This is a genomic window from Brevibacillus laterosporus (genome assembly GCF_030489605.1).
Classification (GTDB): Bacteria; Bacillota; Bacilli; order Brevibacillales; family Brevibacillaceae; genus Brevibacillus_B; species Brevibacillus_B laterosporus_E.
Window position 1 is genome coordinate 34,976 of sequence record NZ_JAUKFY010000020.1, and the last position, 21,027, is coordinate 56,002.

The window sequence follows — 21,027 nt, forward strand, 5'->3', positions numbered from 1 at the left end:
TTTAATAGCAAACGTTGACGGGAAGAGTACACTTTCAAAAGCTTATTTAGAGAGCTGGGGTAGGTGAAAGCCAGTTAAGTGAAGGAAGTGGAAGATGGTCCTTGAGTTTCGTTCATGAACGGTCATTGTAGTGATGGCGGATAAGGAGCGACGTATTCCTGCGTTATAGGAGAGTAGCTGTTGACTACTTACCGAGTCCGTTTCTGTGAGGGAACGGAGCATTTGGGTGGTACCGCGAGTACAAGACTCGTCCCAATTAGGGGAGGAGTCTTTTTTTATGTGTAAAAATATATTAGGAGGGTGTATGACATGACGAAAAAGCCAACATTTTATATTACAACGCCTATCTACTATCCAAGTAATAAGCTACATATCGGGAATGCTTATACAACCATTGCTGCAGATGCGATGGCCCGTTACAAAAGATTGCGCGGATACGATGTATACTATCTGACAGGTACAGACGAGCACGGTCAAAAATTACAGGAAAGAGCTGCCGCAGAAGGCCTGGCTCCTTTGCAGTTTATTGATCCTGTAGTTTATTGGATTAAGGACCTGTGGCAGAAGCTAGACATTTCTTATGATGATTTTATCCGTACGACAGAGGAACGGCATGAAATTATCGTTCAAAAGATTTTTAAACGTTTAGTCGATCAAGGTGACATTTATCTAGGTGAATATGAAGGCTACTACTGTGTGCCAGATGAAGCGTTTTGGACTGAAACTCAGGCGAAAACCGATAAAGGCTACTTCTGCCCAGATTGCGGACGTCCTGTAGAAAAGGTAAAGGAAAAGAACTATTTCTTCCGTATGTCCAAGTATCAAGACAAACTCCTTGCTCATATTGAGGCGAATCCTGATTTTATCCAGCCTGAATCTCGTCGCAATGAGATGGTAAACAACTTTTTAAAACCTGGCTTACAGGATTTGAGTGTATCTCGCAGCACATTTGATTGGGGCGTAAAGGTGCCAACAGATCCAGAGCATGTGATTTATGTATGGATTGATGCGCTTGCAAACTATATTACAGCGCTTGGTTACTTATCCGATAACGATGAAAAGTATCAGCGCTACTGGCCTGCTAATGTTCACTTAGTAGGAAAGGATATTCTCCGTTTCCATACGATTTATTGGCCAATCATCCTGATGGCGTTGGACCTTCCGTTGCCGAAACAAATTTTTGGTCATGGCTGGTTATTGATGCCAGATGGCAAAATGTCCAAATCAAAAGGAAATGTTATCGATCCTAAATTCTTAATTGAGCGCTATAGCTCTGATGGTGTTCGTTACTTCCTGCTCCGCGAGATCGCTTTTGGTCAGGATGGAGTGTTTACACCAGAAAGCTTTATCCAACGCTTGAATTACGACCTGGCAAACGATCTAGGTAACTTGGTCAGTCGTACGATTGCCATGATTGAAAAATATTTCGACGGCATTATTCCAAGTCCAAGTCAAGCAGGGGAATTTGATGATCAATTAATTAAACAAGCGCTTGAAACGAAAAAGCTTGTAGAAGAGCATGTAGACGAGATGCGCTTTAGTAATGCACTGGGCCATCTGTGGGATCAAGTTGGCCGCACGAATAAATACATTGATGAAACACAACCGTGGGCTTTGGCTAAATCAGAAGAAAATAAAGAGCGTCTAGCTACTGTTATGTATAATTTAGCGGAAAGTATTCGCATTACTTCTATTATGTTGCAACCATTTATGACCAAGACTCCAGCCAAAATTTGGGCGCAGCTAGGCATTGCAGAACAAACGGATATATTGACTTGGGAACAGGCTGGTGAATGGGGAAGATTGCCGGTTGGAATCAAGGTAAATCGCGGCGGAGAATTGTTATTCCCACGCCTTGACGTTGAACAGGAGCTAGCGTTTATTGATGCAAGCACAGCAGAAGCTCGCAAGCAAGCAGAAGAGAATAAAAAGAAACAGGATGCATTGAAAGGGGAAGGCAAAGTGAACGAAGAGAAAAAAGAAACAGTTGAAGCAAAAGAAAAGGCTTCTGAATCAAAAGAATTGATCGGAATTGATGATTTTGCAAAAGTTGAATTACGTGTAGCAGAAGTAAAAGAATGTGCTGCGCATCCAAATGCAGATAAGCTGTTAGTTTTGCAAGTTGATTTAGGTGATGAACAACGCCAAATCGTCTCAGGCATTGCGAAATATTACAAGCCAGAGGAACTGGTTGGTAAAAAGGTTATCGTTGTAACAAACTTGAAGCCTGTAAAATTACGCGGAGAAATGTCTCAGGGCATGATTTTAGCAGCTTCTCATGGTGACCAATTGACTGTTTCTACGGTTGATGCCAGCATGCCAAATGGTTCTGTTGTAAAATAACAGTAACACAAGCTGATAAATAAGAGGAATTGTTGCTTAAAAGCAGTGCGGAAGCCTTGTGTGGCGTTCGCACTGCTTGCCTTTTTTTGATTATGATCTTCACGGTAGATGATCTCAACACAGGATATGAAATAAAGGAGGGAAATCTATGCTGTTTGATACACATGCACACTTGAATGCAGAACAATTTGACGAGGATCGCGACGAGGTAATTGCTCGTGCGAAGGAAAACGGAGTAAGTACGATTGTAAACGTTGGTTTTAACCGGGAGACAATCCCTACAACAATGGAGCTGGCTGAGAAATACGACTTTATTTACGCGGTTGTTGGCTGGCATCCACAAGATGCCATTACTATGAAAGAACAAGACCTGGAATGGTTAGAAGAATTGAGTAAACATCCTAAGGTTGTCGGGCTAGGAGAAATGGGGCTGGACTATTATTGGGATACGTCGCCGCGTGATGTACAAGCAGAGGTATTCCGTAAACAGATTCGTCTGGCTCGAAAATTACAAATGCCGATTATTATTCATGACCGTGATGCACATCAGGATATTATTGATATTCTGCGAGAAGAAAAAGCAGGGGAAGTAGGCGGTATTATGCATTGCTTCTCTGGCAGCTATGAGTTGGCTAAAATGGCTTTGGATATGAATTTTTATATCTCGTTTGGCGGTCCTCTTACTTTTAAAAATGCGAAAAGACCAAAAGAAGTGGCAGCAAAAATCCCGCTTGATCGTATTTTGATCGAAACAGACTGTCCATATTTAACACCTCATCCATTTAGAGGTAAGCGCAATGAATCAGCGTATGTCAAATTTGTTGCTGAAGAGATGGCTCAAATCCATGAACTGCCTTATGAGGAATTGGCAAAAATTACAGCTAATAATGCACACCGTTTGTTTAACATTAGAGAAACTGTATTATAATGAAGAAACGCGTAAGCCTGATCGATTTCATCTGGAAATTGATCAGGCTTTTTTATGGGAAGTTGTTGTTTGGACGTTAAAAAGTAGCCTTCTAGTAAGTACTTTATATAGAATGTTTGGAAAAAGCTCTCAAGAAAATTCTTGTATTTTTGTAAAAAAAGCGATGAAAATTCACTAGATTAGTGGAAGTGAATTTTTAATATATTTAAAACTAATGAAAGGGTTTTTACTTGTTTATTTTCCATTATTGGTAAACAAAATGTAGTGAAACCAAATATAAGCAGATACATAAAATGCATATTTTATTAAAATTTTAAAAAGTATCACTATATATAAACTTTTAATGGGTTTTTATTTTTTTGTTACAAGATTGTCACATGATCTCTGGGCGATGAGTAAAAATTATATATGCGTTCTATCAAACTGCATATTGACATAACATGTTTTCGTAGGTTCCCTTTCTTTCGTTTTTTTAAAGCGAAATCAGTGTCCTGTCGAACGAAAAAGAGGAATCGACAGAATTGCTCGACAGAAAACTGCTTTCATTCTCCGTTGCTTCTTTGGTAAGGTAAAAGACATCTTGAGAAACACAGAAATAGCTGGATTTTCCGTAAAAAAATCAGCCGCACAATCTGGAGAGGAAAAGGGGGAGAATTTGACAAAAGAAAAAAAGTGATATAATATCCTTCTCAGGCTTAAAAAAGGAGTGTGGGGAATGGAATTAGGTAAAATCTGGGTACCGCACAATCGATTGTTCCTCTCGATTTTAGGAGCTGCAACCTTTGTGTTGTTATCAGTGGGTATCTACTTCTTTAACCTATCTACCCAGCCAAAGCAAGTAACGCTAGTCATTGATGGGGTATCCCAGGACATCACGACTACGGCAAAAACGGTTGAACAATTATTACAAGAAAAACAAATTCAAATTACTGATAAAGATAACATTAAACCAGGCTTGGACACATCTGTTGAAAAAGCCATGACCGTTGATTTGCAAACGAGCTGGGCAATACCTGTCCAAATTGCCGGACAGAAGACAGTGGTTCATACAACAAAACGTACAGTAGCCGGTGCATTGGCGGATGCAGGTGTCAAAGTAAGCCAGAAGGATAAAATAAATCCATCTGTAGATTCAAAGCTGACAAAAGATACGGAAATTTCTGTTATTAGGGTAGAAGAAAAAGCAGTTCAGGTTAATAAAGATATCGCTTTTCGAGAAATACGCCAAAAAGACACTTCCCTCAACAAAGGCGAAGTGCGTGAATTAAAAAAGGGTCAAGCTGGGAAAGCTATTTTACACTATAGTGTGGTCCTTGAAAATGGCAAAGAGGTATCCCGCAAACTGGTAAAAACCGACGTGGTAACAGAAAAACAAGACCGCGTTTTGGCAGTGGGTACGAAGAAACAAGAAGTTATGGCGGCTTCCCTACCTTCGCGTGGCGGAAAAGATATTCGCGCAAAACGCGTCTTGAATAATGTAACTCTTACAGCCTACGCTCCGAACGCTGGCGGCGGATACGGAAGAACAGCAATGGGTGTAAAAGCTACAGTCGGAAAAACAGTGGCAGTCGATCCCAAATTGGTTCCATTAGGCTGGTGGGTCTACATTGAGGGCATCGGTTATCGTCGTGCAGAGGATACCGGCGGAGCCATCAAAGGGCACAAAATGGATGTTTATTTGGGCAGCGAATCTGAAGCAATGAGATTCGGCCGTAAAAAAGGATACAAGGTACATGTAATCGGCCCGAAGTTGCCGTAACATCTACTTTAGAAAAAGGCAGGAGTTTCTCCTGTCTTTTGTTTTGTGCATAAATGTGGTAAGCTGTTTGAATCTCTATACTTCTTATACGCAAGTAAGCTTGCTTTCGTTTCCTATTTTAGGACAAATAAAAAAAATTTTTTTGCAAGCAAGTACACAAGAACGAAGGATGGATTAACGGATGAAGATCAAAGAGGTTATCGTGGTGGAAGGACGAGACGATACAGCCGCAATTAAGCGGGCAGTCGATGCTGATACCATCGAGACAGGTGGTTCCGCAATCAACGAGGTAACCCTTCGAAAAATAAAGATGGCACAACAGAAACGCGGCGTGATTGTGTTTACCGATCCAGATTATCCGGGTGAGCGCATTAGAAAAATTGTCAGCCAATCTGTACCTGGATGCAAGCATGCTTTTATTAAAAAAGAGGATGCTAGAAAAAAGGGAAGTAACCTTGGCGTGGAGCATGCAACACCGGAAGCCATTAGACAGGCTCTTTCTGATGTAAAAACCGAGTTCCTGGAGGGGCAAGGGGAAATTACCTTGGAGCACCTCGTGCAAGCCGGAATGGTAGCCGGAATGGATACCAAGCATCGCCGCACCCGATTAGGAGAGATATTGGGTATCGGTTACTCTAACGCTAAACAATTAGGCAAAAGGTTAAACATGTTTCAAATCAGCAAGGCGGAGTTTGATGCTGCTGTGGACCAGATTGATTCAGAACAAGGGGGAAGCTAAGAGATGACGGCTGGATATAAAGATATCGCAACTCCAACCAGAACGCGGGAGATCATTGAGAAGTACGGCTTTTCCCTTAAAAAAAGCTTGGGACAAAACTTTTTAACCGATATTAACATTTTGCATAACATCATAGATGCTGCAGAGCTTTCTAAGGATAAAGCTGTTATTGAAATAGGGCCGGGTATTGGAGCCTTGACTGAGCAGCTTTGTCGGGCAGCAGGAAAAGTAATGGCGATTGAGATCGACCAACGCCTCCTGCCAATTTTGGAGGATACACTTTCTCCTTATGACAATATCACAGTGGTACATGGAGATGTATTAAAGCTGGACGTAGCTGCTCTTATAGCAGAACACCTATCTGGGTGCAGCGGAGTCAGTGTGGTAGCTAACCTGCCTTATTACGTAACGACACCAATTCTCATGGGATTGTTAGAATCTGGTATCCAGCTTGATCACATTGTTGTCATGATCCAAAAGGAAGTGGCAGAGCGCATTGCTGCTAAACCCGGTACGAAGGATTATGGCTCGCTGAGTGTAGCAGCTCAATTCTATGCGGAGACGAGCATAGAGATGATTGTGCCAGCCAGCGTATTTATTCCAAGGCCTAATGTTGATTCAGCGGTCATTAAGCTGTCTATTCGCAAGCAACCAATCGTAGAGGTAGCAGATGAAAAGCTCTTCTTCCGGGTTGTAAAAGCTTCCTTCGCTCAAAGACGCAAAACTTTACTGAATAACTTAGTTACTAACTACTTCGGTAAAGAAAAGAAGGAGCAGGCCCTGCAAGCGCTAGAAGAAGCCGATATTCTGCCGAGCAGACGTGGAGAGACGCTCTCTATTCAGGAATTTGCGACATTAGCCAATACCATTCACCGCCTACAGATAAAATAAGTGTATGCCCTATCCCTCACGAAAAGGATAGGGCATTTTTATGTAAGGAGAGATATTTTTCGATGAGAATTGACATAAATGTCCTAAAAAATTCATTGACAAAAAGCTCCTTTGGTTGATATAATTTTTCGTTTGTTTGACAAACTAAGTATAGGCTGTTATACTTGTACATAAGCGAGGTGGATAATTGAATGGCTAGGAACGCGTTAGTTGATATTAAACGCAGTTTGGACGGACACATTGGAGAACGTATCATGCTCAAGGCCAATGGCGGTCGTCGTAAGACCGTCGAAAGGACTGGCATCCTAGAAGAGACATACCCCTCAGTATTTGTAGTTAAGCTTGATGACGACCAGTTATTTGAACGTGTTTCTTACAGCTATGCTGATATTTTGACGGAAACCGTAGAACTAATGGTATGTCGAGACGATACACATATAAAGATTACCTTTATTCAACAGTAGAGCCTTTGTTCTACTGTTTTGTTTTACCCTTTACTGATCATACTAACCTTGTCAGTAAGTAAGGGAGGCTGAAGCACGATGAGTCGAAGAAGAGGCATCATGTCCGAGGAGTTCAAAAATGAATTGGCCAAGGAACTGGGCTTTTACGACACCGTCAAAAGCGAAGGCTGGGGTGGTATCACAACCCGCGATGCTGGTAACATGGTGAAACGAGCAATTCAAATTGCCGAAGAAGCATTAGCTAGACAATCGATAAAATAACTTACTGACACCAAAAGCCGCGGGGAATCCCCTCGGCTTTTTTGTTTCTTATTGACTTTCCCTCTCGCAAGTGGCAAGCTTATTTCTGCCTGTGATAAAATCAGAAGAAGAGATTAGGATAAGCTGAGGTGAACACGGTGCGAGTTTCAATCAAAGCTCCCGCAAAAATAAATCTTACACTGGACGTACTCTCCAAGCGACCAGATGGTTATCATGAAGTTGAAATGGTTATGACTACGGTTGACTTGGCTGATCGCGTTGACCTGACATTGTTGGAGTCAAGAGATATCCTAATCGATTGTTCCGCAAGCTTTGTTCCAAATGATATGCGAAATCATGCATACAAGGCTGCCAAGCTATTACAAGAGCGTTATTCGGTCAATAAAGGAGTTCATATCTATATAGATAAACAAATTCCTGTTGCCGCAGGTTTAGCAGGAGGAAGCAGTGATGCAGCTGCAACGCTAAGAGGCTTGAATCGTTTGTGGAATTTGAAGCTAAGTCTGGATGAATTGGCTTTGATTGGGGAGGAGATCGGTTCTGATGTGCCTTTCTGTGTGTACGGAGGTACAGCTCTGGCTAAGGGCAGAGGAGAAAAACTCAGACACATGATCAGTCCCACCCCCTGCTGGGTGATATTGGCCAAACCGCCGATCGGAGTTTCCACAGCAGATGTATATGGAAATTTGCGGGTCGATCAAATTAAGAAGCATCCAAAGACAGAAGAGATGCTACAAGCTATAAGCGAGCAGGATTTTTCTTTAATGGCAAGATCTTTAGGTAATGTCTTGGAAGAGGTTACCCTTAATCGTTATCCTCAAGTCCGTCAAATTAAAGAGCTTATGCTAGAATCAGGAGCAGATGGTGTACTGATGTCAGGAAGTGGTCCCACTGTATTTGCTTTGGTACAAAAAGAAGCTAAAGTGCATCGGATCTATAATGCATTGCGAGGTTTTGTCAAAGATGTGTATGCAGTCCGAATGTTGGGCGAATCAGAGATGGAAATACTTGATTAAACACGTACATTAATGTTACATTATGGTAATAATATACGGCTTTTTGTTTGGAGGAAGAATTGATGAGAAAATTGCGCAGAAGCGCGAGGTTAGTGGATATGACGCAACATTTGTTAGCTCATCCACATACATTGATTCCCCTGACATATTTCTCAGAAGAATATGGTTCTGCCAAGTCCTCTATCAGTGAAGACTTGTCCATTATCAAAGAAGCATTTGAGTCTCAGGGAATCGGTGACCTGCGCACGGTAGCAGGTGCGGCTGGAGGAGTTAAATACATCCCGCGAACCACTCATGAACATGCCGCAGCGTTTATGGAAACATTGATTATGGAATTGGCTAAACCTGAGCGTTTACTGCCAGGCGGATATTTGTATATGTCTGATATTCTTGGCGATCCCAAAACCTTAAATCATATTGGGAAGCTACTTGCCTCAGCTTTTCGTCAAAGCGATGTAGACGTGGTAATGACGGTAGAGGCAAAGGGGATTCCACTTGCTTATGCGACCGCAAGCTTTTTGAACGTCCCTGTGGTGGTTGTAAGAAGAAACAATATGGTAACAGAAGGCTCAGTAGTAAGTATCAATTATGTATCTGGCTCCAGTAAACGTATTCAGACGATGTCTCTTGCCAGACGAGCACTTCCAGAGGAGTCTCGTGTCCTCATAGTGGATGATTTCATGAAAGCAGGTGGAACCATTCAGGGTATGATGGACTTATTGCAGGAGTTTAAAGCTACAGTTGTAGGCTGTGGCGTGTTTGTAGAAACAGCAGATGATGCAGATCGTTTAATTGAAGATTATATTTCACTTGCAAAGCTTCAAGAAGTAGATGTCAAAGAAAAACAAATAATGATTGAACTAGGTAGTTATTTTTCCAATAAAGAAGAATAATACACTAGATAAATGGGTCCTGATAGCGTAGCTATGCACGGGACCCTTTTCTATATCAAAATAAAGAAAAGACAGATAAAAATATTTTTTACAATTTTTCGGAAAACAAAGCAGGAATATTTAACCATCACGTTGAAAATATAGGCTATCCGACATAGATAAAGGGAGTGAACATGATGGAAGTAACTGATGTAAGACTTCGCCGTGTTAATACGGACGGCAGAATGAAAGCGATTGCCTCAATTACCATTGACCACGAGTTTGTGGTTCATGATATCCGCGTAATTGATGGGAACAACGGAATGTTTGTGGCTATGCCTAGCAAACGCACTCCTGATGGTGAATTCCGAGATATTGCCCACCCAATTTCTTCAACAACTCGCGAAAAAATTCAGGCAGCAGTTCTATCTGAATATGAGCGTGTCGGAGTTGAAGAAGAAGCGCAGATTGAAGCGGGAGCATGATGAAGAAGAGCTGGCATTCGCCCTGTATTCGGTGAATGCCTAGGCATTTTACAAACGTCCTAATTCTGAAATTAATGAAAAATGAAATAAAAGGGCACCTGTTTTTTTAGGTGCTTTTTTATTTTTTTCGGCATAAATGGTTGATTATGAAGTGCGGTAGCATTTTTCGAGAGCTTCTATAATATTGTCTTTGTCAAATCCCTCTCCAATGAAGACTGCCACCATTTTTGGCCCGAAATTGGTAAAGGGAAATAAATGGACCTGTGTTTGCGTTTGCTGGAAAGAAATCAGATCGTCTTGTCCAATAAATTGCACGTATCCTTTTGCTCGGTAGATAGTTTTGGGAAGATCATATAGAAAATCTTCAAAGGCTTCAGCATCAACGGGCCCCTTGAAATGATATGAAAAAGTATCAATTGAGTGAAAAAGGGAAGGCTGGTTCGTTTTAAGCCCTAATGTGTGCTTTAATTTATCTAAGGGAGAAAATCGGCCGATCGTTTTTTGGACAGGGATAGAGGTTGTGTTTGCCATCTCTCTGCTTTGAGCCAGTCGTTTAACCTGTAGCAGCTTCTCCAGATCCATTTCTGTCCGTATCGTTACATGCATAGGAGCATGAGAGTTTGTTTCCTGAAGCTTTGCTGTTACTTTTGTTAAGATGTCTTCCTCCACTAAATCAACTTTGTTTATGATTAAAAGGTCAGCGTATCTTACCTGGTTCCGAATAGTCTTAATCAACGCCCCGCCAGCTTGAAAGAAAGAAGTCAGCTCTAAATACCTCGAAGCATCTATGACGCTGATAATTCCTTTTAAATTCATTCTGTCATAAAGCTCGGGATGGGTCATGGCATCGACTACTTCAATGGGGTCAGCTACACCAGTTGTTTCAATAATGAGGTGCTCTGGTTTTATATGTTGCATAATTTCCCTTAGATTTTCTGTCAACTCTCCACGAATCGAGCAACAAATGCAACCATTGAGCATTTTTTTTACGGGAAAACCAAATTCCTCGACTTGCTCCCCATCTACATCCTCTTCTCCCATTTCGTTCATCATGACAACGACATTACTGCTTTTATCACGCAGGTAAGCTAGGAGCTGTTGTAGCAGAGTCGTCTTTCCACTTCCTAGATAACCTGTCAATATATATACATCTGTACTCATTTCATCCTCCTTGTATTTTGAATAAAATAGAGTATGTTATTTAAATAGTAGTTGTTTTATTAAGTGTTATCAAACAGGAAAAGTTTCATCATGTCTTGAAATGAACACCTATTTTAAGATATAGTCATGATGGAACTTCAGTATGTTGGAGGGTTAACATGTCTATTATACATGCGGTAATTCTTGCTGCTGGTCAGGGAACACGTATGAAATCCAAATTGTATAAAGTACTGCATCCTGTATGCGGCAAGCCAATGGTTCAGCATGTTGTGGATACTTTGGCTTCCATGCAAGTAAACGATGTAGTTGTAGTAGTAGGGCACGGAGCTGATAAAGTTCGTGAAACGCTACAAGACCGTGTTCAATACGCCATGCAAGCAGAACAATTGGGAACAGCTCATGCAGCTTTGCAAGCCATAGACTTCTTACAGGATCAAGAGGGAACGACTCTGCTTTTATACGGGGACGTGCCATTGCTCTCAAAGGAAACGCTTACCAAGCTATTGGCTTATCATGAAGAGCAGAACGCTGCTGCTACCGTTTTAACCGCTTTAATGGCCGATCCAACTGGATATGGTCGCATTGTTCGAAATGAAAGAAATGAAGTGTTACGCATCGTTGAGCACAAGGATGCAACAGACGAGGAACGTAACATTGCAGAAATTAACACAGGTATTTATTGCTTTGATAATCAAAAGCTTTGGGAAACATTATCTCAAGTGAAGAATGATAATGCTCAGAATGAATACTATATCACTGATTGTGTGGGTATTCTACGAGAAGCGGGCGAGAAAGTAGCGGCTTATGCTGCCGAAGACCCAGATGAAACAATGGGAGTTAACGATCGCGTTCAGCTTTCTGAGGCAGAAGCTTATATGCGTAAACGCATTGCTGTTGAACACATGAAGAACGGTGTTACTATCATTGATCCAGCTTCTACCTATATTGAAGCAGATGTAGTGATTGGAGCCGACACAATAATTGAACCGAATTCCTATTTGCGAGGAAAAACGGTTATTGGCACAGACTGCAAAATTGGCCCACAAACTGAATTAACCAATATGGAAGTGGCGGATGGCGTAAGCATTTCTTATTCCGTACTAATGGACAGCCAAGTGGATGAACAGGCTACAGTTGGCCCGTTTGCTTATGTACGACCGCAAACACATATTGGACCAAATGTAAAAATTGGAGATTTTGTGGAGCTGAAAAATGCTAAAATTGGTGCAGGAAGTAAAGTTCCTCATCTCAGCTACTTAGGAGATGCTGAGATTGGTCAGGGTGTTAATGTTGGATGCGGAACAATCTCCGTAAATTATGATGGAGCGAAAAAGCATAAGACGATAGTAGGCGATCGATCCTTCATCGGATGCAACTCTAACCTAGTTGCTCCTGTGACGGTAGGTCATGATGCTTACGTTGCTGCTGGCTCGACCATTAATCAAGATGTACCAGATGGAGCGTTTGCCATTGCGCGTGAACGCCAAACCAATAAACTGGACTACGCGGTAAAACTACCACGTAAACAAAGCGAATAAGAATAACGGGAGGCTTTTAACAAGATGGCTAATTATCGTGACCCGAAGCTGAAGGTTTTCACTTGCAGTGCCAATCCTGAATTGGCTCAGGAGATTGCTGAACATATCGGCTTAAACGTAGGCAACATGGAGACAGCAAGATTCAGTGACGGTGAGTGCCAAATCAAGCTAAATGAGAGTGTGCGTGGATCAGACGTATTCATTATCCAACCTACTTGCGCACCAGTTAACGAACACCTGATGGAGTTACTGGTTGTGGTCGACGCTCTAAAACGTGCTTCTGCCAAAAGCATTAATGTTGTGATTCCGTATTATGGATATGCAAGACAAGATCGCAAAGCGCGTTCTCGTGACCCTATCACAGCGAAATTAGTTGCAAATCTTATCGAAACAGCAGGGGCACAGCGTGTGATTACAATGGACTTACACGCGACACAAATCCAAGGTTTCTTTGATATCCCTGTAGATCATCTGTTGGGAGTTCCAATCTTGGCTAAATATTTCCAAGAGAAAAATCTCTCAGACGTTGTCGTTGTATCACCAGACCACGGAGGAGTTACACGTGCTCGTAAGCTGGCTGAACGATTAGAAGCACCAATTGCCATCATTGATAAACGCCGTCCTGAACCAAACGTAGCTGAGGTTATGAATATTGTTGGTAACATTGAAGGTAAAACAGCTATCATCATTGACGATATCATTGACACAGCCGGAACGATTACTTTAGCTGCGAATGCATTGGTAGATGCAGGGGCTCGTGAAGTGTATGCTTGTTGCACACATCCTGTTCTCTCTGGTCCTGCCATAGAACGCATCCAGAATTCCAAGATTAAGGAATTGATTGTAACAAATACGATTCCTTTAGATTCGGACAAATTAATTGATAAGGTGAAGGTATTATCTGTGGCTCCATTAATTGGAGAAGCGATTGTCCGTGTTCACGAAGAATTGTCAATTAGTAAATTGTTCGATTAAAATTACAGTATAGTTGATAATCATTACCTCCTCTGGACAAGCTAGAACTGTCTTAGATCTACTTGGTCAGAGGAGGTTTTTATATTGGTAGCAATTAAAGCAGAGATACGTGCAGCTCAAGATAAAACAACGGCTAAAGCGATGCGCCGTGAAGGCTGGGTTCCTGCGGTGTTATACGGAACGGATGTAGGAAATAAGGAAGTCAAGATACTTGCTCTTGAGCTGGATCAAGCTTTACGTACGCAAACCACCAACGTTCCCTTTACGCTACAGATAGATGGAAATGAATATAACGTGATGGTGTATGAGCTTCAGAGACATCCAGTTCAAGGCAGGATTTTGCATGCTGACTTTAAACAGATAGACATGAAGGAAAAAATTCATACGTCTGTGCCTGTTACGATGACGGGAGACCCTGAATTAGGAGTAGCTACATTGGTCCGTCACAGTGTAGAAATCTCCTGCTTACCTACAGATATCCCAGCAACGCTAACTGTAGATACAGATGGGCTACATATAGGGGATGTTGTGCTTGTTAAAGATTTACAAATACCTCCAAACGTAGACGTGCATCTTGACGAGCTGGAAGTAGTCATGAACGTACTTCCGCCGAAAGCAAAATCGCATGAATCCATTGAAGCTCAGCAAAGCGCTGAGGAAGTTGCTGAACAAGCAAAATCTCCTGTAGCCGAAGCGGAAAAAGTATAACCAGTGACCTCCCAATTCCTTTGGGAGGCTCTTTTATGTATGGACATGCCGTTTTTTGACGGAAGAAGTCGACTTCCCTTGCTTTTTAAAAGGCTTACATTCATGTACAATGGAATGAGTAGGTTATTTTTGCTTGGAGGTAATTTCAGTGAAGGTCATCATTGGGTTAGGGAACCCTGGTAAGCAATATGAGGATACCAGACATAATGTAGGGTTTCTTACAATAGATACATTAAGTAAAGAATTACAAATTCCGTTAAGCACGATGAAATTTCGTGGAATTATAGGAGAGGGAAATGTACAGGGAGAGAAGGTTTTATTAGTAAAACCACAAACCTACATGAACCTATCTGGAGAAACGGTAGGGCAAATCGTTTCTTTTTATAAACTGACAGCAAAGGATATCGTTGTCATCTATGATGATCTTGACTTACCGGTAGGCAAGCTGAGATTGCGGGAAAAGGGCAGTGCAGGAGGCCATAACGGGATTAAATCCATTATTGCACATTTAGGCACACAAGATTTTAGCCGCATCAAAATTGGTATTGATCGTCCAGAACCGGGTAAAAGTGTGAGTGACTATGTACTCCACTCATTTTCAAAAAGCGAGTGGCCGCATATCCAAGATGCAATTCAATCAGCAGCAAAAGCCGGTGAAGATTGGGTCAAAGGTGATAGCTTCCTGACAGTTATGAATCGCTATAATCCAACACGTGGATAGGTACAGTATCGAATAGCTATAATATGCCCATACTAAGTGGAAGAAAGTACTATATTTTCACTTAGGGGGTAATCATATGAGTTACCGCTATGTATGTCGTTGTTGTGGCATGAAGGTGGGGGAAATTCAGCAATCGAATGTCTCCGAATGGCAGCTAGGCTTTCAATTCTTGACCCAACAGGAGCGCCAACATATAATATCCAAGGATGAGACAGGGAATACAGTTGTTCGCGTTGTTTGTGACTATTGTAAAGAAGCCCTTGATCAAAATCCTGATTTGTCGGTTGTAGGTAATCCGCTGCAATAGCAAGCCATTTTTACCTTTCAAAATGACAAGGCATGAAATAAGGTAGCTCTAGCTCTTGGAGAAGCTAAGGCTACCTGTGGATTTTTATCGATTGAATAAATAAATAACTTTTTCGTACAAACTGCGATGTGGGAAGGTTGATCTGCACCGCAGTTTTAGTGCTGTAACCTATGTAGTAATAGGAGAGTAAGGTTGGAGAGGAGATTAGGGATGCAAGTCATCATTAATCGTATAAAAGAAGATTCCAATTTCGGAACCATTCTTGCTGGTTTGTCACAGGGTTTGCATGAACAGTTGATGGCCGGACTATCTGGTTCCGCTCGTCATATTTTCATGGCAGCCGTTTATCAAGAGAGTAAACGCCCCCTGTGTATCGTGACGCATAATATGTTTCAAGCGCAAAAAGTGTATGAGGACGTAGCAGAGCTGCTTTCCCCAGAGGAAGTCATGCTTTATCCGGGTAATGAGCTGATTGGGTCAGAAATGGCCATTGCGAGTCCAGAGACATTGGCACAACGCATTCAAGTATTTAACCGTTTAGCGAATGGCTTCACGGGTATTTTGGTTGTTCCTTTTGCGGGTATTCGCCGCTTAACTGTGCCTCACAATGTATGGAAAGAGGCCCAAATGACCGTAAGTCGTGGAGGAACTTTAGATTTACAAGACTTTTTAGAGAGAATGGTCGAATTAGGCTACGAACGAGTTGAGATGGTTGAACGTAAAGGGGAATTAAGCATTCGTGGCGGAATCGTTGACTTATTTCCTGTTGATTCGGACTGGCCGATTCGAATTGAGCTCTTTGATGATGAAATTGATTCCATTCGAACATTTGATATGGGTACACAGCGTTCTCAAGAACATTTAGAACAATATGTGATTGGCCCGGTAAAAGAGACCGTTGTTTCTGCTTCGAAGCTAGTAGAGAGTGCTGCTTATTTAGAGAAAAAACTAGGTGAAACATTAGGCAACACCAAGGATGAGGCTGTAAAAGAAAGATTGATGGAGCAGATAGGGCGCGATATTGAATTAATGCGTCAGGGTAGCCGGCCAGCTAATCTATACAGCTATTTATCCGTTCTGTATCCTGAGATGGAAACCATCCTAGACTACCTGCCTTCTGATACGTTAATGATTATTGATGAACCGTCCCGTGTCATTGATACTGCGGTGCAATTGCAAAAGGACGAATCAGAGTGGATTACTGGCCGCATCGAACAAGGCGATTTTATGTCTAATCTTATTCTGTCACAGTCGTATGATGAGCTCATTCATGGGCAGAAGAGACAGATTATTTATTTATCGCTATTTTTACGTCAAACCCCAAAAACGCATCCACAAAATATCGTCAACATGAACTGTCGTACGATGCAAAATTTTCATGGGCAAATGAACGTATTAAAAAGCGAGCTGCAACGATGGATAAAGGGTCAACATCAAATTATCTTCGCTGCTGCTGATGCGGAGCGCGCCAAGCGTTTGGAGCGGGTTCTAGATGATTATGAGATGGAAGCTGATTTGCTGTTAGAAGAGGTAAGAACCATTCCTCCAGGCCGACCTACTATTATTATTGGAAATATTCAAAGCGGTTTTGAAATGCCATTAAGCAAAATGGTTGTTGTTACAGAGGGAGAAGTCTTTACAGCAAAGCAGCGCAAGGCTCGCAAAGTAAATCAAAACATGAGCAATGCTGAGCGGATCAAGAACTACATGGAATTAAAGCCTGGTGACTTTGTTGTACACATTAATCATGGGATTGGTAAATATCTAGGAATTGAAACAAAGGAAATCCTAGGTATTCATAAGGATTATTTACATGTACAATACGCAGGCGGAGATAGCTTGTTTGTCCCTATTGATCAAATCGATCATGTACAAAAGTATGTTGGCAGTGAAGAAGCTCAGCCTAAAATTTATAATTTAGGCGGAAATGAGTGGAAACGTGTAAAGAGCAAGGTAGAAACATCGGTAAAAGATATCGCCGAGGATCTAATCAAGCTGTATGCACAACGAGAGCAAGCTGTAGGCTATAGCTTTAACAAGGACAGCTTGGAGCAAAGAGAATTTGAGGCTATGTTCCCGTATCAGGAGACCGTGGATCAATTGCGTGCCATCACAGAAGTGAAAGCTGACATGGAAAGCAAGCGACCTATGGATCGTTTGGTTTGCGGAGATGTAGGGTATGGAAAAACAGAAGTAGCGATACGTGCTGCTTTTAAAGCGGTCATGGACGGAAAGCAGGTAGCTGTACTTGTACCGACCACGATTCTAGCTCAACAGCATTTTGAAACGTTTAAGGAGCGTTTTTCTGATTTTCCGATCAGAGTAGAGGTTTTGAGCCGTTTTCGTTCTCGGAAGGAACAAAATGCAACAATGAAGGGTCTAAAGGAAGGAACGGTAGATGTGGTGATCGGTACGCACCGATTGCTGTCTAAGGATATTGTATTCCGAGACCTAGGGCTACTGATTGTCGACGAGGAGCAACGCTTTGGTGTAAGCCACAAAGAAAAACTGAAGCAATTAAAAACCAATGTAGATGTACTAACGCTTACAGCTACTCCTATTCCGCGCACGCTTCATATGTCTATGCTGGGAGTACGCGATTTATCTGTTATTGAGACACCGCCGGAAAATCGCTTCCCTGTACAAACTTATGTATTAGACTATAGCCCGGCTCTGGTTCGAGAAGCGATTGAGCGAGAATTGGCCCGTGAAGGACAGGTTTTCTTCCTTTACAATCAGGTGCAGGGTATAGAACAAATGGCGGAGCATATTTCAGCCTTAGTTCCTGATGCGAGGGTAGCGGTTGCTCATGGACAAATGAATGAAAGTGAGCTAGAACGAATTATTCTCGATTTCTTAGACGGAAATTATGATGTGCTGGTAAGTACCACAATCATTGAGACTGGTGTCGATATTCCAAATGTAAATACGTTAATCATCTATAATGCCGACCGGATGGGCTTGTCCCAGCTTTATCAGCTACGCGGGCGCGTAGGCCGTTCTAATCGCATTGCCTATGCATACTTCACATACCAACGCGACAAGGTGCTGACAGAGGTAGCGGAGAAACGGTTACAGGCTATTAAGGAATTCACAGAGCTTGGGTCCGGCTTTAAAATTGCGATGCGAGACTTATCAATTCGTGGAGCAGGTAATTTATTGGGAGCAGAGCAACACGGCTTCATTAATACTGTCGGATTTGATTTGTATACACAAATGCTTAAGGAAGCAATAGATGATTTACGTGGTGAAGTAAGGACAGAAGAGATTGCTCCTGTTCCACCAGTTGAAATTAATCTTCAAATTGATGCGTATTTACCTTCTGATTACATTACTGATAGTCGTCAGAAGATCGAGATGTACAAAAAATTTGTAGCAACCTCTACGATCGAGGAGCTGGACGATCTTGCAGATGAGCTGATCGACCGTTTTGGTAATATCCCGTCTCCAGTAGATAATTTACTGATGATTTCACGTTTGCGTATTCAAGCGATGGAGCATCATATTGTTGAGATTAGTCAGAAAGATCCTGATGTTATTAAAATCATTTTGGCAGAACATCAAACCTCTAACATTGATGGTGGGGCTTTATTTGGCTTGTCTAGCAAATATGACCGCCGGCTTGGGCTTTCGACAACCCCAGGTGGACAACAGATCATTGTAACTGTTAAAGTTAAGGGGTTAAAGATTGAGGATGGGGTCAAGATGGTAATAAACTTAATTAATGATTTCCATCTGATTGAAAAGAGTAAGAACCCTGACCCCTCATTACACTAAATCCACCAGGTGCTAAAGGTGCCGAGAAGGGAGCTTTTGTTTCATGAAAAAGACAACATTTACGAAGGGTAAACGTATGTTGGCCCTACTTTCCACCACGGCATTAACGCTAGCGATTTTGAGTGGCTGCGGAGCGACTAATAAAGCGGAAACAGCACAACCGGCTAAACCAGGAGCAGAACAGCCGGCTGATAAAGAAGATATGCTTGCGCAATTCCCACCGGTTAAATTGCCTTTTACGGTTGATCCAAATGCGTCTATTTTTGAATATCAGGGCGGGAAGCTGACAGGTCAAGAGTTTGAAGACTTCTTACGTGCACTTGGCTTCATGAATCCTCCGCAAGCCTATGCTATTGGAGTTTCTACACAAGAGATGGTCGATAACTATGCACGTCAATACCTAGCTACCAAGCTAAAAGCGGAAAAGGCTGACGAAGCAATTAAGAAAGCAGCAGCCACAGAAGCGGATAAATCTTTTGAATCGCTAAAAGGTCAGTATATCCAAGTTCTCGGCAGCGAGGATAAATTTAACCAATTGATGAAAAATCATAACATCACAAAAGAAGCGATTGTGAAACAACTAGCAACCATTAATGCTTCTGTGAAGGTTATGGAAGGTGAAGTGAAAGATGCTGATTTGAAGAAAGCCTATGATACAGCAGATAAATCTGCGTATACAACAGCTTCTGTACGCCATATTTTGGTTAAATTTGAGAACCGTAAACCAGAGGAAGCAGACAAATTGGCAAAAGGTTATCTTGCTCGCTTGAAAAAAGGGGAGGACTTTGCCGCTCTTGCCAAACAAGTGTCTGAGGATGAAGGAAGCAAAGCAAACGGTGGATTATATGCAAATGCTGATGTGAACAACTGGGTGCCAGAATTTAAGAAGGCAGCTCTAACCCAAAAAATTGGAGTCCTCAGTGAACCGCCAGTTAAGACTGAATATGGATATCACATTGTGAAAGTAGAAGACCGTAAAGTAAAAACCTTTGATGAAGTAAAAGCTCAGTTGAAGCAGCAGGTGTTGGAGAAGAATTTTGAACAATACACTACCAAAGATTTGGACGCGATTATTACGAAGAAATCCCTTCCAGAGGTAAAAGCGCCAGCTCCAGCAGCTACTCCTGAAACAAAATAGCATAAAATAAAAGTAGCTCCTTTTGTAAACAAACAGACTGTGCTTACAGTTTGTAGTTGATTACAAGAGGAGCTTTTTTATTGGGAAAATGTAAGTGCGGGACAAACCCATCAAAAGGTTATCTTGGAATAAAAAAAGCTGGTTTAATTTTGTTTTGATCGCATATTCTTCTTGCCAAGGCAAATACTATTATCACTCGCTACCGCCCGGGGGAGAGTACAAAGCAAGGTTAGTTGGTAACAAATACAAATACAAGATATTAGTAAAAAGCGAGAAGATAGGAAATCATAGGAGTAAATCCTCAAAAAACTACAAAATCAATCTTCTCAAGAAAGCGAGGCAACAAGATTATGAAGGCAACTGGAATTGTTCGTCGTATAGACGACCTCGGACGGGTCGTGATCCCGAAGGAAATCCGTCGCACACTTCGTATTCGTGAGGGGGATCCACTTGAGATTTTTGTCGATCGTGATGGGGAAGTAATCCTTAAAAAATATTCTCCAATTGGGGAATTGGCTGATTTTGCCAAGGAATATGCTGACTCTTTATACGAAAGCTTAAATCATATTGTCATTATTTCCGATCGAGATACGGTCATTGCAGTAGCTGGCGCTTCCAAGAAGGAATACCTGGAAAAACCAATTGGTGGTCTAGTAGAAAAATCATTGGAAGAACGCAAGAGCAGAGTAGAAAAAAATTCCGGTCAATATGAATTATGCCGTGATATGCCGGAGCAGTACTCATCTTATGTAGTAGCTCCTATTGTAGCAGGCGGAGATCCGATTGGCGCAGTAATCCTTGTCAGCAAAACAGAAGCTAAAATGGGCGACTTAGAGCTGAAAATGGCAGAAACAGCCGCTGGATTCCTAGCTAAACAAATGGAACAATAATAGTGATTAAATAACGAAAGTCAAAAAACAAGCCTTACACAAGGGGCTTGTTTT

19 protein-coding genes and 1 other annotated feature are annotated in these 21,027 nt (G+C 41.8%); of the genes, 18 read left to right on the plus strand and 1 reads right to left on the minus strand.

All coding sequences use genetic code 11. The features are described from left to right. Positions 1-5: 5 nt before the first annotated feature. Positions 6-258, plus strand: a binding site (T-box leader). 51 nt (positions 259-309) lie between these two features. From metG to spoVG, 10 genes are all read left to right on the plus strand, one after another. Further along, complete coding sequence (gene metG / locus QZ995_RS18360) at positions 310-2,343, plus strand: methionine--tRNA ligase (RefSeq protein ID WP_301809773.1); 2,034 nt, start codon at positions 310-312, stop codon at positions 2,341-2,343. Between the two features lie 148 nt (positions 2,344-2,491). Next, positions 2,492-3,271 carry a TatD family hydrolase gene (locus QZ995_RS18365; RefSeq protein WP_301809776.1) on the plus strand — a complete coding sequence of 260 codons (780 nt, stop codon included), beginning with the start codon at positions 2,492-2,494 and terminating at the stop codon, positions 3,269-3,271. A 715-nt stretch (positions 3,272-3,986) separates the two neighbouring features. Beyond that, positions 3,987-5,030: a 3D domain-containing protein gene (locus QZ995_RS18370; RefSeq protein ID WP_301809778.1), complete on the plus strand. Its 1,044-nt coding sequence runs from the start codon at positions 3,987-3,989 to the stop codon at positions 5,028-5,030. 181 nt (positions 5,031-5,211) lie between these two features. Further along, entirely contained in the window at positions 5,212-5,769 is a 558-nt protein-coding gene (gene rnmV, locus QZ995_RS18375) for a ribonuclease M5 (protein ID WP_301809781.1), read from the plus strand. Positions 5,770-5,772: 3 nt separating this feature from the next. Beyond that, positions 5,773-6,660, plus strand: a complete 888-nt coding sequence (rsmA, locus tag QZ995_RS18380; RefSeq protein ID WP_301809784.1) for a 16S rRNA (adenine(1518)-N(6)/adenine(1519)-N(6))-dimethyltransferase RsmA — start codon at positions 5,773-5,775, stop codon at positions 6,658-6,660. A gap of 191 nt (positions 6,661-6,851) precedes the next feature. Next, positions 6,852-7,124: a biofilm formation stimulator Veg gene (gene veg / locus QZ995_RS18385; protein ID WP_003333913.1), complete on the plus strand. Its 273-nt coding sequence runs from the start codon at positions 6,852-6,854 to the stop codon at positions 7,122-7,124. Positions 7,125-7,202: 78 nt separating this feature from the next. Continuing rightward, the gene (locus tag QZ995_RS18390) at positions 7,203-7,385 is read left to right on the plus strand and encodes a small, acid-soluble spore protein, alpha/beta type (protein ID WP_104032317.1); all 183 of its coding nucleotides are present in this window, start codon (positions 7,203-7,205) and stop codon (positions 7,383-7,385) included. 137 nt (positions 7,386-7,522) lie between these two features. Next, positions 7,523-8,401, plus strand: a complete 879-nt coding sequence (gene ispE / locus QZ995_RS18395; protein WP_301809851.1) for a 4-(cytidine 5'-diphospho)-2-C-methyl-D-erythritol kinase — start codon at positions 7,523-7,525, stop codon at positions 8,399-8,401. Between the two features lie 62 nt (positions 8,402-8,463). After that, positions 8,464-9,294 carry a pur operon repressor gene (gene purR / locus QZ995_RS18400; protein ID WP_003333910.1) on the plus strand — a complete coding sequence of 277 codons (831 nt, stop codon included), beginning with the start codon at positions 8,464-8,466 and terminating at the stop codon, positions 9,292-9,294. Positions 9,295-9,470: 176 nt separating this feature from the next. Then, positions 9,471-9,758: a septation regulator SpoVG gene (gene spoVG, locus QZ995_RS18405; protein WP_003343428.1), complete on the plus strand. Its 288-nt coding sequence runs from the start codon at positions 9,471-9,473 to the stop codon at positions 9,756-9,758. Positions 9,759-9,902: 144 nt separating this feature from the next. Here spoVG and QZ995_RS18410 read toward each other — a convergent pair whose 3' ends face one another. Beyond that, positions 9,903-10,919 carry a CobW family GTP-binding protein gene (locus QZ995_RS18410; RefSeq protein ID WP_301809789.1) on the minus strand — a complete coding sequence of 339 codons (1,017 nt, stop codon included), beginning with the start codon at positions 10,917-10,919 and terminating at the stop codon, positions 9,903-9,905. A 158-nt stretch (positions 10,920-11,077) separates the two neighbouring features. Between QZ995_RS18410 and glmU the strand changes: the two genes are divergently transcribed. The 8 genes from glmU (at position 11,078) to spoVT (ending at position 20,973) form a co-directional block, all read left to right on the plus strand. Beyond that, on the plus strand, positions 11,078-12,457 hold the full coding sequence (gene glmU, locus QZ995_RS18415) for a bifunctional UDP-N-acetylglucosamine diphosphorylase/glucosamine-1-phosphate N-acetyltransferase GlmU (RefSeq protein WP_301809791.1): 1,380 nt from the start codon (positions 11,078-11,080) through the stop codon (positions 12,455-12,457). Positions 12,458-12,481: 24 nt separating this feature from the next. After that, positions 12,482-13,432 (plus strand): ribose-phosphate diphosphokinase, encoded by a 951-nt coding sequence (locus QZ995_RS18420; RefSeq protein WP_301809793.1) that lies wholly within the window; start codon positions 12,482-12,484, stop codon positions 13,430-13,432. A gap of 84 nt (positions 13,433-13,516) precedes the next feature. Further along, positions 13,517-14,140 (plus strand): 50S ribosomal protein L25, encoded by a 624-nt coding sequence (locus QZ995_RS18425; protein WP_301809795.1) that lies wholly within the window; start codon positions 13,517-13,519, stop codon positions 14,138-14,140. A gap of 148 nt (positions 14,141-14,288) precedes the next feature. Further along, positions 14,289-14,861 carry an aminoacyl-tRNA hydrolase gene (gene pth / locus QZ995_RS18430; protein ID WP_301809797.1) on the plus strand — a complete coding sequence of 191 codons (573 nt, stop codon included), beginning with the start codon at positions 14,289-14,291 and terminating at the stop codon, positions 14,859-14,861. A 76-nt stretch (positions 14,862-14,937) separates the two neighbouring features. Beyond that, positions 14,938-15,168: an anti-sigma-F factor Fin family protein gene (locus QZ995_RS18435; RefSeq protein WP_301809799.1), complete on the plus strand. Its 231-nt coding sequence runs from the start codon at positions 14,938-14,940 to the stop codon at positions 15,166-15,168. Between the two features lie 210 nt (positions 15,169-15,378). Beyond that, entirely contained in the window at positions 15,379-18,945 is a 3,567-nt protein-coding gene (mfd, locus tag QZ995_RS18440) for a transcription-repair coupling factor (protein WP_301809801.1), read from the plus strand. Between the two features lie 43 nt (positions 18,946-18,988). After that, on the plus strand, positions 18,989-20,083 hold the full coding sequence (locus tag QZ995_RS18445) for a peptidylprolyl isomerase (protein WP_301809803.1): 1,095 nt from the start codon (positions 18,989-18,991) through the stop codon (positions 20,081-20,083). Between the two features lie 350 nt (positions 20,084-20,433). After that, the gene (gene spoVT, locus QZ995_RS18450) at positions 20,434-20,973 is read left to right on the plus strand and encodes a stage V sporulation protein T (RefSeq protein ID WP_031412514.1); all 540 of its coding nucleotides are present in this window, start codon (positions 20,434-20,436) and stop codon (positions 20,971-20,973) included. Positions 20,974-21,027: the final 54 nt, after the last annotated feature.